At 59.6% G+C, this 16912-nt stretch carries 16 protein-coding genes; 15 read left to right on the plus strand and 1 reads right to left on the minus strand.

All coding sequences use genetic code 11. The features are described from left to right. Nucleotides 1–36: 36 nt before the first annotated feature. On the minus strand, nucleotides 37–1014 hold the full coding sequence (locus tag AC0L37_RS08060) for an NAD-dependent epimerase/dehydratase family protein (protein ID WP_282221489.1): 978 nt from the start codon (nucleotides 1012–1014) through the stop codon (nucleotides 37–39). Between the two features lie 265 nt (nucleotides 1015–1279). Between AC0L37_RS08060 and AC0L37_RS08065 the strand changes: the two genes are divergently transcribed. The 15 genes from AC0L37_RS08065 (at nucleotide 1280) to AC0L37_RS08135 (ending at nucleotide 16894) form a co-directional block, all read left to right on the plus strand. Beyond that, nucleotides 1280–2587 (plus strand): ABC transporter substrate-binding protein, encoded by a 1308-nt coding sequence (locus AC0L37_RS08065; protein WP_269368535.1) that lies wholly within the window; start codon nucleotides 1280–1282, stop codon nucleotides 2585–2587. 124 nt (nucleotides 2588–2711) lie between these two features. Next, complete coding sequence (locus tag AC0L37_RS08070; protein ID WP_282221488.1) at nucleotides 2712–3551, plus strand: carbohydrate ABC transporter permease; 840 nt, start codon at nucleotides 2712–2714, stop codon at nucleotides 3549–3551. Beyond that, nucleotides 3548–4369, plus strand: a complete 822-nt coding sequence (locus AC0L37_RS08075; RefSeq protein WP_282221487.1) for a carbohydrate ABC transporter permease — start codon at nucleotides 3548–3550, stop codon at nucleotides 4367–4369. Before AC0L37_RS08070 ends, AC0L37_RS08075 begins: the two co-directional genes overlap by 4 nt. 2 nt (nucleotides 4370–4371) lie before the next feature. Then, the gene (locus AC0L37_RS08080) at nucleotides 4372–6393 is read left to right on the plus strand and encodes an alpha-L-fucosidase (protein ID WP_282221486.1); all 2022 of its coding nucleotides are present in this window, start codon (nucleotides 4372–4374) and stop codon (nucleotides 6391–6393) included. 112 nt (nucleotides 6394–6505) lie between these two features. Further along, on the plus strand, nucleotides 6506–7534 hold the full coding sequence (locus AC0L37_RS08085) for a LacI family DNA-binding transcriptional regulator (protein ID WP_282221485.1): 1029 nt from the start codon (nucleotides 6506–6508) through the stop codon (nucleotides 7532–7534). 24 nt (nucleotides 7535–7558) lie between these two features. Next, nucleotides 7559–8623, plus strand: a complete 1065-nt coding sequence (locus tag AC0L37_RS08090; RefSeq protein ID WP_282221484.1) for an ABC transporter ATP-binding protein — start codon at nucleotides 7559–7561, stop codon at nucleotides 8621–8623. An 18-nt stretch (nucleotides 8624–8641) separates the two neighbouring features. Further along, nucleotides 8642–10879: a glycoside hydrolase family 95 protein gene (locus tag AC0L37_RS08095; protein WP_282221483.1), complete on the plus strand. Its 2238-nt coding sequence runs from the start codon at nucleotides 8642–8644 to the stop codon at nucleotides 10877–10879. A 209-nt stretch (nucleotides 10880–11088) separates the two neighbouring features. Continuing rightward, on the plus strand, nucleotides 11089–12534 hold the full coding sequence (gene atpD, locus AC0L37_RS08100; RefSeq protein ID WP_282221482.1) for a F0F1 ATP synthase subunit beta: 1446 nt from the start codon (nucleotides 11089–11091) through the stop codon (nucleotides 12532–12534). Then, on the plus strand, nucleotides 12524–12913 hold the full coding sequence (locus AC0L37_RS08105; RefSeq protein WP_282221481.1) for a F0F1 ATP synthase subunit epsilon: 390 nt from the start codon (nucleotides 12524–12526) through the stop codon (nucleotides 12911–12913). The genes atpD and AC0L37_RS08105 overlap by 11 nt, the downstream gene beginning before the upstream one ends. Then, nucleotides 12906–13241 (plus strand): AtpZ/AtpI family protein, encoded by a 336-nt coding sequence (locus AC0L37_RS08110; RefSeq protein WP_269368530.1) that lies wholly within the window; start codon nucleotides 12906–12908, stop codon nucleotides 13239–13241. Before AC0L37_RS08105 ends, AC0L37_RS08110 begins: the two co-directional genes overlap by 8 nt. Then, entirely contained in the window at nucleotides 13228–13539 is a 312-nt protein-coding gene (locus AC0L37_RS08115) for an ATP synthase subunit I (RefSeq protein ID WP_282221479.1), read from the plus strand. Before AC0L37_RS08110 ends, AC0L37_RS08115 begins: the two co-directional genes overlap by 14 nt. Continuing rightward, complete coding sequence (locus tag AC0L37_RS08120) at nucleotides 13529–14236, plus strand: F0F1 ATP synthase subunit A (RefSeq protein WP_282221478.1); 708 nt, start codon at nucleotides 13529–13531, stop codon at nucleotides 14234–14236. The genes AC0L37_RS08115 and AC0L37_RS08120 overlap by 11 nt, the downstream gene beginning before the upstream one ends. A 25-nt stretch (nucleotides 14237–14261) precedes the next feature. Continuing rightward, complete coding sequence (locus tag AC0L37_RS08125; protein ID WP_212657881.1) at nucleotides 14262–14555, plus strand: F0F1 ATP synthase subunit C; 294 nt, start codon at nucleotides 14262–14264, stop codon at nucleotides 14553–14555. A gap of 3 nt (nucleotides 14556–14558) precedes the next feature. Next, entirely contained in the window at nucleotides 14559–15341 is a 783-nt protein-coding gene (locus AC0L37_RS08130; protein ID WP_282221477.1) for a F0F1 ATP synthase subunit delta, read from the plus strand. Then, on the plus strand, nucleotides 15338–16894 hold the full coding sequence (locus tag AC0L37_RS08135; protein ID WP_282221476.1) for an alternate F1F0 ATPase, F1 subunit alpha: 1557 nt from the start codon (nucleotides 15338–15340) through the stop codon (nucleotides 16892–16894). The genes AC0L37_RS08130 and AC0L37_RS08135 overlap by 4 nt, the downstream gene beginning before the upstream one ends. Nucleotides 16895–16912: the final 18 nt, after the last annotated feature.

Raw genomic sequence — 16912 nt, forward strand, 5'->3', positions numbered from 1 at the left:
ATTGGTAAAGTCGAACGGGGGCGCCCGCGTTCGACTTTAGCCGATATACCAGATCATACGCGGGTCGTCGGGAGCTCGCTGATAGTTGAATGCGTCATCGACCAGTCGCGCCATGTCGTAGCGCGGATGCCAGCCCAGAAGTTGCCGCGCCTTGGCATTATCGAGCCAGTTGGAATGAAACGGCGTCTCTATTGTCACGCTGGTCAGGTTGCGCGTCTGTTTCAGGTGCTCGGCCACGGCGCCATAATCAACCGGTTGGTTCATCGCAATGTTGAACAGGTTCTGGCGACTTGCGGGATCGTCGAGCGCAGCGAGCATGGCATTCACCAGATCAGTCACATGGATGAAGTTGCGCTTTAAGGTTGCGCCGGCGCTATCGAGCAGAATTGGAACCTTGCTGGTGGTGGCGTACTCAGTTCGTTGCGCGGACGTCAGCAATTGGTCCCAATCGGGACCGCCGAACTGTTGGTCAAAATCCAGGACATGGCGGAAATCATCCTTTTCCATGATCCAGGGTGCCCGCAGGCAGCAGCCATTAATGCCGTACTGGACGTAGTACTGCTCCAGCATCACTTCTTCGAGCACTTTGGATAGGGCGTAGACGCCGGGGTAGGGCTTGCGGGGCGAGTTTTCCGTAATGGGGGAGTCGTAGCTGTTGATGATGTGGCCGACGACGCAATCGCCCCCAATCAACATGAACTGACGCGCCGTGGGGCTCTGACGATAGCTTTCCAGCATCCAGAACATGCCTTTGACCGACACATCCATGGCGGACAGAGGGTCTTCCTTGACGGTTGCCATGTGGATGACATGGGTCACACCAGCCATGGCCTGCTCGACAGCCTCGCGGTCAGCGATAGAGCCGCGCACCGATTCGAGACGGTCGCGCGCGGACAGGGTGCGATTGTGGCATAGGGCGCGGATGCGCAGGTCAGGCCAGCGGGGGTCTGCAAGCAACTGATCAAGAAGTACGCGGCCGACCTTGCCTGTCGCGCCGGTTACCAGAACGAGCATTGCGATAGTCCCTTGATTATACGCGCGCATTTCGCGCGGGTTCTGTCGTCATCGGGCAATGCTAACGCATGAAACGCAAAAGAACGACCGTGTTGTTGATGGTTCTTTAGGCGTGACCTGTCCGACGCTTTCCCCGGAATTGCGGGCCTGAACGGACATCTGTCTGCATAATTCCCCTTGCCAATCACAACGTAGTTGATAACGTTATGACGTAATTGATCGGGTAGCGTCAAAAATGGCGACCGGTCTATGGGAGGAGAAATCGATGACTGTATCCATCAGAATTCCGTCTTCTATCCGTCGCCGTGCCATCCTGGCTGGCGCGACCGCTGCGCTGCTTGCAAGCGTGGCACCGCACGTTGCATTGGCGCAGGACCTCAGTGGGGAATTGTCCATTCTGCAGTGGCAAACCGGCACCGATGGCAAGATGTGGCAGGAGATCGGTGAGAAGTTCACCGAAATGCATCCAGGCGTGACCATTCGCGAATTTCTGCCGGCTGGTACCCAGGGTGATCCGCGCGCCGGCATTCGTACCGCAATCATGAGCGGCGAGGTGGTCGACGTGATCATCAATACCTGGCCGGCCTTCCGGGCAGAACTGGTTGACGCCGGCATTTTGCGTCCGATCGATGATGAGTGGGCGCAGTTTGGCTGGGACGACAAGCTGAACCAGTCGTGGCGTGATCTGGGGTCGATTGATGGCACCACCTATGGCCTGACCTACACGTACGGTGATCGCTCGGGGATCTGGTACAAGACCGCGCATATGGAGAAGGCGGGTATTACTCCACCAAAGACCTGGGATGAGTTCCTCGCCAGCTTCGAAAAGCTCAATGCGGCAGGCTATGGAACCGCTGTTGCAGTGCCTGCCAAGTTTTGGGCACACGCAGAGTGGTTTGAATCGCTTCTGCTGCGCACGGCAGGGGTCGAGACTGCCGCGCAACTGGCCGCACACGAGATCGCCTGGACCGATCCCAAGGTAAAGGGTGCGCTGGTCAAATTCGCCGAGATGCTCAATGCGGGTTGTTGCGGTGATCCAGCGGTAATGTTCGCCAATGATCTGGGTGAGTCCTACGCGCAGATATTCCGCGCCGATGAGGCCAACTACATGCTGATCGGTATGTGGACCAATTCGCTGCTGAAGAACGATTACGGCCTAACCGAAGGCGAGGACTACTCACTGCTGCAGTTCCCGGCTCTGGGCATGGGCTTTGACGACACCTCCAGTGTCGACACCAAAGAGCTCAACGTGACGACCAATGGTAGCAATCCCGAGGCCGCTAACGCCTTCCTCGACTTTATCGTTAGTGCAGAAGCGTCCAATATCATGGCCAGCTATGGCTATGCGTCGCCGAGCAAGGCAGCCGATGCTTCTCTATTGGGGCCGGTACAGCAGATTGCGACCGAAGCGGTCGCGCAATCCAAGGTTCAGTTTGTGCTTGGCGATTTGCTGCCGGGTGACCTGGTCGATGAATATCGGGTCCAGTTGCAGAAGTTCCTGGCCGATCCGTCTGAAGCCAATATTGACGCGGTGTTGACCGCTATCGAAGCCAAGGCAATGGAAGCCTACTGATGGCACAACCCGTCGCTCCTTTTGCGCCAGTCGCGACGGACAAGGGTTCCTCCCCCTGGGTGGTGGGCAGCGCGAGCTGCTTGCCACCCGCGGGTGGCGGCTCAAGGACACGCCTGCGGCCTGGTTGCTGATCGCGCCGGTGTTGATCCTGTTCGGTATCGCGGTGGTTTATCCGCTGATCGAGACCATCCGCCTGTCGTTCTTTGACATCAAAGGGCTGGGCAAGCCGAAATATACCGAATTTGGCAATTACATCAGGCTGTTCTCCGACCCGGGGTTCCGCAGTACGCTGACGACAACGCTTATATTCACTGTTGGAACCGCCGCGATCTCGGTGACGCTGGGCTGGATTCTGGCAATGCTTTGCGCCTTCGCGCCCCGCGAGACACTGCCATTTCGCGTCATGATTTTTGTGACCTTTGGTATATCCGAGGCGGTCTCGGGCTATATCTGGATCAATATCCTGCGGCCCGACTCGGCGGGACTGCTCAACAGCGTCATCGGCATTTTCTCGCCGGGCTTTACCCATCCGTGGTTGGGGGACGCCAATACTGCTCTGGCATCACTCATATTTGTTGTCGCCTGGAGCGGTGTGGGGCTGCCGCTCATGCTGTGTTTTGCCGCGGTGCAATCGATCCCAAAAAGCGTATTGGAGGCCGCCTATATGGATGGTGCCAAGCCGCTGTCAATCATGCGCCACATCATGGTGCCGCTGTCGCTCCCGGGCGTGCGGGTGGCTATTTTCATCAACCTTCTTGGCGCCTTGCGCGCCTTTGACATCATTTATGTGCTGACTGGTGGCGGACCTGTTCGTGCCACTGAGACGGTGGGCTTTTTTATGTACCGGGAGTCCATGACGCAGTTCAAACTTGGCTACGGCGCTGCGGCGACCGTGGTGTTGCTGGTTGCCGTGTTGATCGTTTCAACGCCGGCCATCATGCAGCGTACGGCAGGTGCGAAATGAACGGTCGAGTTCCGTATGGGATCGTTGCGCTGGTTGGCGTATTCGCCGTCATCTGGCTGATCCCTGTGGTGGGCATTGTCGTCACGTCGATCCGACCGCCGTCCGAGATTACCTTGGGTTGGTGGCGGCTGGATGAGGTCAGTTTCACTCTGAGCGCGTGGATCCGGGTGTGGGAGGAGTACCCACTGGCCAATGCCTTCTGGTTTACGGCACTCTTGGCCGGAATTGCGACGATCAGTACGATGCTGCTGACGCCGGCGGCGGCCTATGCATTCCACTTTCTCAAGTTTCCATTCCGCCGCCTTTTGCTGGTGCTGATCATCAATGCCTTCGTCCTGCCGCAGCAGGTGGTGATCATTCCGTTATTCCAGTTGTGGCGGGACCTCGGGCTGATCGACAATATCGCCGCCGTGCTGATCCCTTATGTCGGGCTGAGCTTTGCCTGGTCGATCTTCCTCGTGAAGAACTTCCTTGAGGACTTTCCCAAGGAACTTATCGAGGCAGCCCGGATCGACGGTTGCGGCGCAATCTCTTCGCTACTGCATGTGGTGCTGCCCAATGCCCGCAGCCCGATCTTTGCGGTGGGTATTCTGCAGTTTCTTTGGACCTGGAATGCGCTGCTGCTGCCCATGCTGTTCCTGCGCAGCAATGTGCCGCTGCCGGTACTGCTGACCAAGGTGGCAGGTACCTATGAGTCCAATTGGGATCTGCGCTCGGTCGCCGCGATTGTCACCACCATCGTTCCATTGCTGGTCTTCATGATTTTTCAGCGTCAGTTCGCAGCCGGGTCGCAAACCCGTAGCGGCGCCAAGGAGTAGTTATGCCCACACGTACCAATAAGCCGCTGCGATACCGCCAGATCCATCTTGATTTCCACACTTCGGAGCACATTCCCGGCATCGGTTCGGCATTCGATGCGGAGGACTTCGTTTCGACCTTCAAGGCTGCTCATGTTGACTCGGTGACCATCTTCGCCAAGTGCCATCATGGCTGGTCCTATTACCCCACAAAGGTGGGCGAACAGCACCCGCAGCTGACGCGCGATCTGATGGGTGACATGGTCACGGCCCTGGTCGCGGCAGATATCGAGTGCCCGATCTACATCTCGGTGCAATGGGATGAGCGGAACGCGCGGCTACACCCCGAATGGCGCGCGCGCTCAGCGACCAAGAACCGCTTTGATCCCAGCCAGCTAGAGGCGGGCTGGCACACATTGTGCCTGAACCACAAGGCGTATCGAGACGAGTTGCTCGAGCAGGCGCGCGAGGTGGCGCGAAACTATCAGACGCCCGGTCTGTTCTTCGACATCGTGCTGACGCCCGATTGCGTTTGCGAGCAATGTCTGGAGACAATGGACGAGCAGGGGCTTGATGCCACCAAACACGCTGACCGCCTCAAAAAGGATGAGTGGGTCAATGAGGTGTTTCGCAGCGAGATGAGTGCGGCGCTTCGCGAGGAGTTTCCCGGGCTGCGCGTCTTCTACAATTGTGGTCACATCCACAAGCAGGGACCGCAGCGCTTTGAGCCTTACAGCCATCTTGAACTGGAGAGCCTTCCGACCGGTGGCTGGGGGTATGACCACTTTCCCTCCAGTGCGCGCTATGCGGCGACGCTTGGGCTCGATTTCCTCGCCCATACCGGGAAGTTCCACACATCGTGGGGCGAGTTTGGCGGCTTCAAGCATCCAGACGCGCTTGAATATGAGACGGCGCAGATGGTGGCGCTTGGCTCCAAGTGTCTTGTGGGCGACCAGTTGCATCCCAACGGGGCGATCAACCCTGATACCTACGCGTCGATCGCCCCGGCCTATGCGCGGATCGAAAAGCTGGAGCCGTTTCTAGACGGGGCCAAGCAGATATCGGAAGTGGCCATCCTGTCGGCCGAGTACTTCCATCCGGTTGGCGACCGCAACAACCATGCTGACGATGGCGCAGCGCAGATGTTGCTTGAGCTGAAACGGCCTTTTGATGTGATTGATCCAAGCGCGGATTTTGGCAGTTATCGGGTGATCATCCTGCCTGACACGGTCCCGGTGGATAGCGTGCTGGCTCACCGGCTTGATGGCTATCTAAAGCAAGGCGGCAAGCTGCTACTGTCAGGGTGTTCGGCTCTTGGTGCCGATGGCGAATTCGCTGTGCCGACAGGCGTACGTAGTGGTGGCGTAGTTGGTTTCGAGCCGTCCTATCTCAGGGCTGGCAAGGCGCTTGATGCAAGTATGACCGAAACGCCGTTCGTCGTTTATGGGACCGCACAGGAGATCGAGTCTCAAGGAGCTCAGGTGCTGGCCGATGTTGTTCGCCCCTATTTCAACCGCACCTATCAGCACTTCTCATCTCACGCCCATGCGCCGGATGATCCGGATGCCAAGCCGCTTGGTGCGGGTGTGACGCTGCATAATGGCGTGGGCTATGTGGCCTATCCAATCTTCTCGATCTACCACGCCATGGGGCAGCCACTGTACAAATATGTCGTGCGTGGGCTTCTGGACAAGTTGCTGCCAGACCCCGCATTGCTGACCGACTTGCCATCGGCGGGGCGGGCCACACTGGTGCGGCAGGTCGAGCACGGACGGCACATGGTGCACTTGCTTTACGGTCCCCCCCAGGTGCGGGGCAAGGCCGTCCCCACCGATGAGGGGAGCCGCGTCATGGAGATGATCGAGGATATTCCAGCCATTGGACCGGTCTCGGTCCGCGTGCGCCTGCAAGAACGGCCAGGTCGCGCCTACGAAGCACTATCCGGTGCTGAGTTGCCCATCACGGATTTCGGCGACGGGTACTATGGCGTGTCCGTGGACAAGCTGAGAATCCATACCGCGGTTGTGTTTGAGGATCGCGCCTAGAGCGACTTTGGTTTGGCTTGCGGCAGTGACAGGCAGGCTAAACCATGACTATGCAGAAAGAAGGCGCCCGACTGCACGAGTATGGGGGCATTCATGCGGAACCAGTAGAGTTATGACAGAGATCAGCACCAAGCCCCGACCCGCCACCATTGTCGACGTCGCCCGCGAGGCTGGCGTGGCGGTTGGTACGGTGTCGCGCTACATTAATGGCTTGCCAATCCGGGGCGGCAATCGCGAGCGGATAGCCAAGGTCATCGATGATCTGGGCTATCGGCGGAATAGTGCTGCAGCCTCGATAAAGACCAAGACCACCCACATCGTTGGTATGCTGGTCCCCGCAGTCAGTGAGTTCCACGCGGCTTTGCTGGACCAACTGGCGCGCCGTATGCGCCAGACTGGGCGAGCCGTTGTGTGTTTCTGCCACGATACCGAGCCAGAGGCCATTGTTGATGGTCTGGAGTTCTTTGCGGGTCACCGTGTCGACGCGGTGGTGATGGATGGCAATGAAGAATTGCGGCAGCGCCTGGCGCCGTACATTGAGCAGGGCATGCTCGTGGTTCTGTACGACAATGACCTGCCAAACCTGGCGGCTGACCGGGTGTTTGTGGACAATCGCCGGAGCAGCAGACGGCTGGTGGACCACCTGCTGGACCTGGGTCACGAGCGCGTTGCCATTATTCACGGCAATTTGCGCGACTCCGTCGGACGCGATCGCCTTGAAGGCTATCGAGACGCGCTCAAGGCCCATGGCGTGCGGGAGTACCCCGAACTGGTGATGGACGGGGGCTGGAGCGACCAGCGCGGCTATACCAGCATGGGCGATTTGATGAGCCTGTCTGAGCCCCCAACGGCCGTGTTTGGCGCCAATTACAATATGAGCATTGGCGCACTGCGCTGGTTGCGCGAGCACGACATGACCATTCCCGATGATATTTCGCTGGTGAGCTTTGACGACGTTCCGGCGTTCTCGGTGCACCAGCCCGGCATTACGGCGGTCGGGCAGCCGGTTGAGAAAATCGCGGAGTCCATCGTGTCTGTTCTGGCCGAGCGGCTGGGCCAAAATGATCCGCTGGGCAAGCGAACAGTGCGCATTGATGCAAACATCATACTGAGAGGCTCGACCCGCCGTTTGAGGCGTTAGCGAGCCGCCCGAGGAGGCAAGAGAATGGCCGATGTGGTCCTGAGCAATGTCGACAAGTCCTACGGTGCCCTCGAGGTGATCGGGGGGCTCAATCTGAGCATAGAGGACGGCTCATTCACCGTATTTGTCGGACCCTCAGGCTGCGGGAAATCCACGCTGTTGCGGATGATTGCCGGTTTGGAGCCAATTTCAGGCGGTGAGGTGCAGATTGGTGGTCGACGGGTCAATGAGGCCGAGCCGATCGAGCGTGGCGTTGCGATGGTGTTTCAGAACTATGCGCTCTATCCGCATATGAGCGTGGAACAGAATATAGGGTTTTCCCTGCGGATGGCTGGGCTCAACCGGTCACAGATAGCAACCCGGGTGGCCGCAGCAGCGGCGAGCCTGCAGCTCGAGCCATTGATGAAGCGCAAGCCGGCAGAATTATCCGGCGGCCAGCGGCAGCGTGTGGCGATCGGGCGGGCGATTGTACGCAATCCCGAAGTATTCCTGTTCGACGAGCCATTGAGCAATCTGGACGCTGAACTGCGCGTCTCCATGCGCGTTGAGATCGCCAAGCTGCACCGGCAGTTGGGATCAACCATGATCTACGTGACCCATGACCAGACCGAGGCCATGACACTTGCGGACAAGATCGTGGTGATGCGGGCGGGAAAGATCGAGCAGGAAGGCACCCCCGAGGCCCTCTACGAGGATCCGGTGAACATGTTTGTCGCCGGGTTCATTGGATCGCCGCGGATGAATTTCCTGCCGGGTACGGCAGGAGATGGCCAGGTGACGCTGGCAGACGGCACGTGCTTTGCCGTTGCCGGGCTGGCAGCAAAGGGCCCGGTTACGCTCGGGATCCGGCCAGAGCATTTTGTCGTCGCGCAGGGCGGCGAAACGCCCATGGAAATGGTTGTTGACGTGGTCGAGAACCTCGGTGGGACCCGGTTTCTTTATGGTGCGCTAGCCTCGGGGGAAGCCCTGGTCATTGAGGCCCGTGATCAGGCCGGCATTCGCTCGGGGGACAAGGTGGCCATTGGCGTCCAACCCGACAGAGCCTTTGCCTTTGACGGTGACGGCAATCGGCTACGCGCAAACAGCTAAAGACCATTGGAGACTATGATGAGTGATCTTGAGCTCTGGTACAAAACACCAGCGGCGGAGTGGACCGATGCCTTACCCCTGGGCAATGGCCGCCTGGGCGCCATGGTATTTGGCGGCGTTCCGCGCGACGAGTTCCAGCTCAATGAGGACACGCTGTGGAGCGGCGGGCCATATCAGCCAGTCAATCAGGACGCACGGGCTCATCTGGACACTGTTCGGGCGCACATATTTGCTGGCCGATACGCGCAAGCGCAGTCCTTGGCCAACCAGCACCTGATGGGACGTCCCTATCTGGAAATGTCCTATCAGCCGGCGGGCCATCTCTATCTGGATGTGGCCCACGATGCGCTGTTTGAGAATTACCGGCGCTCGCTGGATCTCGACACGGCAGTGACGCGCACGGTCTACCAATCGGGCGGCGTGGCATTCAGGCGTGATGCCTTCGTATCGGCGGCCGATGGGCTATTGGTTGTGCGGATCTCCGCTGATGCACCGGGAGCCGTCAATGTAGGTGTGGAATTGACCAGCCCACAACATGGGATCTCGTCGGCTGACCCGGATGGTAGTGTGCGGTTCGCCGGGCATAACCGAAGCGAACATGGCGTTGATGGCGCTTTGCGGTTTGCGATGCGAGCCAAGGTGCAAGCGGAGGGTGGCACAAAGTCAGTGGTCGGCGCTCAATTGCGCGTAAGCGATGCAGATTCCGTGTTGATCCTGCTCGACATCGCCACCAGCTTTGTGCGCTACGACGACGTCTCGGGTGATCCTGAGATGTCGATTGATGCCCGCATGGATGCCGCGGGAGGTAAGAGCTTCGATACGTTGCTCATGGCCCATATTGCCGAGCACCAGTGCCTGTTCCGGCGCATGGGCATAGATCTGGGGCGCACTGAATCCGCCGACCTGCCGACCAATGAACGTATTGCCGGTTTTGCTGAAGGGGACGATCCCGCTCTGGCGTCGCTCTACGTCCAGTATGGCCGGTATTTGATGATTACCAGCAGTCGCCCCGGAACCCAGCCGTCAACCTTGCAGGGTATCTGGAACCAGGAAACCCGGCCGCCCTGGGGCAGCAAATACACCACCAATATCAACCTGCAGATGAACTACTGGTTGCCCGATCGCGCCAATCTGGCGGCGTGTTTTGAGCCGGTACTGGCGTTGCTGGAGGATCTTGCAGTCACCGGGCAGGTGATGGCGCAGAGCCATTACGGGGCGCGTGGCTGGGTACTGCACCACAATACTGATTTGTGGCGGGCGACGGGACCGGTCGATGGTGCTCAGTGGGGGCTGTGGCCAACAGGCGGCGCGTGGATTTGCGCGCAGGCCTGGGAGCATGTCGCCTATGAGGGCTTTCCAGCTGAATTGGTAACGCGCCTGTATCCAATTCTTAAAGGCGCCGCTGAATTTTTCGTCGACACGCTTGTCGAGCTGCCGGGCACCAGTCACCTCGTGACCAATCCTTCGCTGTCGCCTGAAAATGTCCATCCGATGGGCGCGTCGATCTGTGCAGGACCCGCAATGGACGGTCAGATCTTGCGCGATCTTTTCGACGCAACAATCGCAGCAGCGGGGCGGCTTGGCGTTGATCGGGAGTTGGTCGAGACCCTTGGAGCGACACGTGACAGGCTACCGGAAGACCGGATCGGTGCGGCAGGGCAATTGCAGGAGTGGCTGGAGGATTGGGATATGGATGTGCCCGAGATTCACCATCGCCACGTCTCCCACCTTTACGGGCTATATCCGAGCCACCAGATCACTGCGGAAGAGACCCCCGCACTGTTTGACGCCGCGCGGCGGTCGCTGGAAATCCGAGGCGACGATGCCACGGGCTGGGGGATCGGCTGGCGGATCAATCTGTGGGCGCGCCTGCGCGATGGTGACCAGGCTCATGATGTGTTGCGGCGACTGTTGCATCCCGAGCGCAGCTATACCAATCTGTTTGACGCGCATCCTCCGTTTCAGATCGATGGCAATTTTGGTGGAGCCGCCGGTATTCTCGAGATGATCGTGCAATCATCCAAGAAGGGCATCCGGCTTCTGCCCGCTTTGCCGAGTTGCTGGCCTGCGGGAAGTCTTCAGGGTATGCGGGTTTATGGTGGCATCGAGCTTGATATGGCCTGGTCGCGGGGCAAGGTCACAGCGCTCTGTTTGACGTCGCAAGCTGACCGGGACGTGGTTGTCGCCGTTGGCGACGCGATGCAGACCTTCAAGCTGGCGGCGGGTGTCTCAACTGATTGCGTGATTGCAGGATAACGCCGGAGCGCGACTACTGCACCGTTGCAGTCGGCTGGCCTGTGACAATGATTGACGCAGATCAATAGGCGCCTGCTACGGCGGTCTATGCTGTGCCTGCACAACGGCATCGGTTTGAACTGCGCTGATTGGCTCGGGACTGTCGATGCTGCCATGATCAATGCACCGAATTGGTGCTTGGTCGTGTTGCAGGAAAAGGTCCGCAACGTTTGAACAAGCCATCTGCCCATGAGCGCGTATCTGAAGCAAACACCGGCGTGGTCACCGCCGTGCGTGGTAGCGTGGTGGATGTGCGGTTCGACGACCGCTTGCCCGGGATTCATTCGGTCTTGCGCATCGCGGCCACCCAGCCTGTTGTTCTTGAAGTTCTCGCGCAGCGCGACGCCCACCATGTGCGATGTATTGCTCTGACGCCCACACAGGGGCTGGCGCGGGGCATGAGCGTTGCTGACAGCGGCGGTCCCTTGCTCGCACCGGTCGGTAGGTCGGTTCTGTCGCGCATGTTTGACGTGCTGGGCAATGCGATTGACCGCAAACCCGCACCTGACGATGTGACCTGGCGATCCGTGCACAATGCACCGCCGCCGCTTTTGCAGCGGATCACCAAGGCTGAAGTCTTTGAGACCGGGATCAAGGTGATCGACGTTCTCGCGCCGCTGGAACGCGGTGGTAAGGCCGGGCTGTTTGGTGGGGCAGGGGTCGGCAAGACGGTGCTGCTGACCGAAATCATCCACAACATGATCGGCCATCACGATGGCGTCAGCATTTTCTGCGGCATCGGCGAACGCTCCCGAGAGGGCGAGGATCTCTATCGGGAAATGGAGCAGGCTGGCGTTCTGGCCAATATGGTGATGCTGTTCGGGCAAATGAACGAACCGCCAGGCGCGCGTTTTCGGATTGGGCATGCTGCGCTGACCATGGCGGAGTACTTCCGCGACGACGAGCATCGCGACGTGCTCTTGCTGATCGACAACATATTCCGGTTTATCCAGGCGGGCTCGGAAGTGTCTGGATTGATGGGGCAGATGCCGTCGCGTCTTGGCTATCAGCCCACCATGGGGACTGAGTTGTCTGGACTTGAGGAGCGTATCGCCAATACAGCGAGCGGTGCCATTACCTCGATCCAGGCTGTCTACGTACCCGCCGATGATTTCACGGACCCTGCTGCCGTTCATACTTTTTCACATCTCTCAGCGTCGCTGGCGCTATCGCGCAAGCGGGCTAGTGAAGGGCTGTTTCCGGCGGTCGATCCCCTGCAATCGAATTCGAAGATGGCAACGCCGGGTATTCTGGGAGAGCGGCATTTCCAGCTCGCGCAGGCAATCCGGCGGACATTGGCGCAATATGCCGAGCTCAAGGACATCATTGCCATGCTGGGGCTGGAGCAGCTCTCGCCGGATGATCGCAAGATTGTTGCGCGGGCGCGTCGGCTGGAACGGTTCCTGACCCAACCTTTCTTCACCACTGAACAATTCACGGGCATCAAAGGCCGGCTCGTATCGCGCGCCGATGCTCTCGATGGCTGCGAGCGCATTCTGAACGACGAGTTCAAGGATTACCCCGAAAGCGCGCTGTACATGATCGGCGCTATCGATGAGGCCAAGGAGAAGTCCCCCGCCTCGACAGAGACTGCAGGGGGGATGCATGCGACTTAAAATCCTGCTGCCATTTGGAGTATTCGCCGATCTTGAAGCCGTTGAGCGCATCGTGGTCACGACAACGGCCGGTTCACTGGGCATTCTTCCCAACCGGCTGGACTGCGCTGCGGCCATTGTGCCGGGCATCGTGGAGTACCAAACTGCCGCCGACGGCGTCCGTTATGCCGCGCTTGATGAGGGCGTGATGATCAAGACCGGTCGCGAAGTGGTCATTTCCGTACGCCGCGCCTTTGCCGGTGATGGTCTTGATCGGCTGCAGGCGCAATTGGAGCGCGAGTTCCTGACCCAAACGGGTGCTGAACAGGAAGCCCGCGCCGTCTTGGCCAAGCTTGAGAGCGGGTTCCTGCACCGGTTTGTGGACGTCCGCCATGAATGACCCTGACCGGGACAAAGGCTCGGGGCCGACAGGATTTGTCGATCGTGTCGGGCGACAGGCCAGACGTCGCCTGAAAGTCCAGCGTGATGGCGAGCAGAACGTCTGGTTTGGCCTGGGCATGATGGGTTTGATCGGTTGGTCGATCGTGGTGCCAACCCTGCTTGGTGCCTTGTTAGGCCAGTGGCTGGACAGCCAGAGCGTGGGGGGCCGGTCATGGACGCTGGCCTTGCTGGTCGCCGGGCTGGTGCTGGGCTGCTTGAACGCGTGGCACTGGGTATCCAACCAAGACAGAACGATGCGCGAGGAGGACCACAATGACCATGAGTGATGCAGCGCCTGCAATTCTGTCGGCTTTGGCCGGCGCAGCATTGGGCGCGGTGTTCTTTATCGGGCTATGGTGGACAGTGCGGCAGCTGTTGACGGCGTCACAACCAGCCTTGCTGATGCTGGCAAGCATGCTGGGTCGGACGGGTCTGGTTTTGGGCGGGTTCTATCTGGTTGCCGACGGTTCCTGGCAACGTCTGTTGTTTTGCCTGGCGGGGTTTGTCGTGGCTCGCATGGTGGCGACACGATTACTGCCAGTGGAAACGCCGGCCAACGCAGCGGGGCACCGCGATGCGGCTTAGTCCCGACGAACTGGTGCTCTGGACCGTGGCGGGCGTCAACATCAATGCGACGCTGGTTTGTACCTGGGCTCTCATGGCGGTGCTGGCCCTGGGCTCGTTTGTCGTGACCCGAACGCTGACGACAGGCGAAGAACGGTCAAACTGGCAGAACCTGCTCGAAATTCTGGTCACGGGAATTCTGGATCAGATCCGGGAAATCGGACTGGAGCACCCGCGCAAGTACCTGCCTTTTCTGGGCACGTTGTTCCTGTTCATTGCGGCATCGAGCCTGTCGAGTATCGTTCCGATGTTCGAGCCGCCAACGGGATCCCTGTCGACGACCTTTGCGCTGGCATTGTGCGTGTTTCTCGCCGTGCCGCTCTATGGCATTTCCGCGCGCGGTCTGGGGGGATACCTCAAATCCTATATCGAGCCGACGGTGATCATGTTGCCGTTTAACGCCATCAGTGAAGTATCGCGCACCCTGGCACTGGCGGTGCGCCTGTTCGGCAACATGATGAGTGGGGCGATGATCGTCGGCATTCTGATCAGCATCACCCCTTTGCTGTTCCCCATTGTCATGACGGCGCTGGGACTGCTCACCGGCATGGTCCAGGCGTACATCTTCAGCATCCTGGCCGCGGTCTATATCGCAGCCGCCGCCAACCAACCTCAATCGTCAAAACAGCCACCGCCCGTCGCATCAAACGCGGTCTAGGCGCACAGGAACGAAAGGACTTTCCATGGACTATCTCGGTCTCGTCGCCATTGTCTCGATTGCCGTCGCAGGGATCACCACAGGGTTTGGAACCATGGCGCCTGCGCTGGCGGAAGGCCGCGCTGTCGCTACGGCGATGACGGCACTCGCCCAGCAACCCGATGCATCCCCGACCATTACCCGAACCCTGTTCGTTGGCCTGGCCATGATCGAGTCGACAGCCATCTACTGTTTCGTGGTTTCCATGATCTTGGTCTTTGCCAATCCGTTCTGGAATTATGCGCTGGCGATGGCTGCCGCCCAGGCAGCGGGGAACTAGCCGATGGAGATCGACTGGTTCACCATTTGTGCACAGATAGTCAACTTTCTGGTCCTGGTGTGGTTGCTTAAGCGGTTCCTCTACCAGCCCGTGCTCAACGCCATTGATCAACGCGAAAAGCGGATCGCAGCGGCCTTGGACGATGCAGCGTCAAGCAAGGCCGAGGCCGCCATTGAACGGGACGCGCTACAGGCCAAGAGTGCCGAGCTTGAGAATCAGCGGGCAGGCCTTCTCGCGCAGGCTGTCGCGGATGCGGATGCAGAGCGCACGCGCTTGTCCAACGCTGCTCGGGCCGAGGTTGAGGCCACCAAGAAGCAGCAACGTTCTGCTCTGGTTCTGGACGCTGCAAACCTGAGCGCGGAGATAGCCCGGCGAGCGCAGAACGAGGTATTTGCCATTACGCGCAAGGCTCTGGCGGATTTGGCGGACGAGACGCTGGAGGCACAACTGACCGGCCTTTTCGTCCGCAAGCTAGAGGCCCTCGACAAGGCCGAAACGGCGACCGTGGCACAAATGCTTACATCAACTCGGGCGCCAGCGGTGATCCGATCCGCCTTCGCGCTTACGAGCGCTCAGAAGGCCAGGATCGGCAAGGCATTCTCGGCAGCACTAGGTATAGACGCACAACTTGAGTTCGAGATCGACGCGGATCTGATCAGCGGCATTGAACTGGTCGGTGGTGGGCAAAAGCTGGCCTGGAGCGTGGCTGACTATCTCAAAACGCTGGAGAAGAGTGTCGGTGATTTGATGGGCCGCGATGCCCTGGGGACTGGAGGGGCGGCATGACGCTGCGTGCTCAAGCCTCCCCGTCAATTGATGTGTCAGCTGCCTTTGCCGCGCTGGCGGATGCGCGGAAGCACTTCGTTCCGGATTTTTCGGCTCGCGAGATTGGGCGCATTATGCGGGTTTCAACCGGCATCGCATCAGTTTCCGGCCTGTTCAGCGTCGGCGCTGAAGAGATGCTGGCGTTTTCCGGCGGGGCTTTTGGCATTGCCTTCAATGTCGACGAGACCGAAATCGGCGTTGTGCTGCTGGACGATTATGCGCACCTGCATGCCGGCGATATGGTCGAACGCACGGGGCGGGTGATGGATGTCGCCGTTGGATCGGGCCTGTTGGGCCGGGTGATCGATCCACTGGGCCGTGCTGTCGACGGTCTGGGGCCGGTCATCGCGGACAAGCGTCTGCCCATTGAACGGCCTGCTGCGGCCATTATGGACCGGGCGCCGGTGTCGGAGCCCTTGCAGTCGGGTCTGAAGGTGATCGACGCGCTCATTCCCATCGGACGTGGGCAGCGCGAACTGATCCTGGGTGATCGGCAGACTGGCAAGACCGCGATCGCCATCGACACCATTCTCAACCAGGCCGGCAAGGATGTGGTCTGCGTCTATTGCGCCATTGGTCAGCGCGCCGCCGGGGTCGCCGCGGTGATCCAGGAGCTGCGTGCCCATGGCGCCATGGAGTATACAACCGTTGTGGTTGCAGAGGGCAACTCACCACCCGGGCAAATCTACATCGCGCCCTATGCCGCAACCAGTATTGCCGAGCATTTCATGGAGCAGGGCCGGGATGTGCTGATCGTCTATGACGACCTAACGCAACACGCGCGCGCCTACCGTGAACTGTCTTTGCTATTGCGGCGCCCGCCGGGTCGTGAAGCCTTCCCTGGTGACATCTTCTATATTCATGCCCGGCTACTGGAACGCGCGACGCACCTGCGAGAGGGCCTTGGCGGCGGCTCGCTGACGGCGCTGCCCATTATCGAGACTGAAGCGCAAAATATTGCCGCGTATGTCCCAACCAACCTGATCTCCATCACTGACGGCCAGATCTACCTGTCGCCGTCTTTGTTCGAACTCGGTGTGCTGCCTGCGGTGGATGTGGGGCGGTCGGTGTCACGTGTTGGTGGCAAAGCGCAGCGTGCGGCCTTCAGGGCGGTCTCGGGTGATCTCAAGCTGGCTTATGCCCAGTTTGAGGAACTGGAGAGTTTCGCGCGCTTTGGCGCACGTCTGGACGCTGATACGCAAAAGACGATCGAGCACGGCGAACGCATTCGCGCCTGTCTCAAGCAGAATGAACTCAGTCCGGAGACAGTGCCGCAACAACTGACCATTCTACTCGCTTTGGCGGCCGGCTTGCTTGATGCGGTGACTGTTGCCTCCATGGTCGAGGCGCAAGATGCGCTGCGGGAAGCTGCGCGAGACATGCCGGCGGATGTGGTCGCGCGACTGGAAACGGCATCGCGCCTGAGCGCCGAAGACCGGGCAATTATCGTAGAGTTGGCGCGCACAGCTTTGCACAACTGGTCCGGGTCGCGCCTGGTCGGTTCGGTGCAATGAGCTCGACGATTGCAGGGC

Source organism: Devosia sp. J2-20, assembly GCF_055808475.1.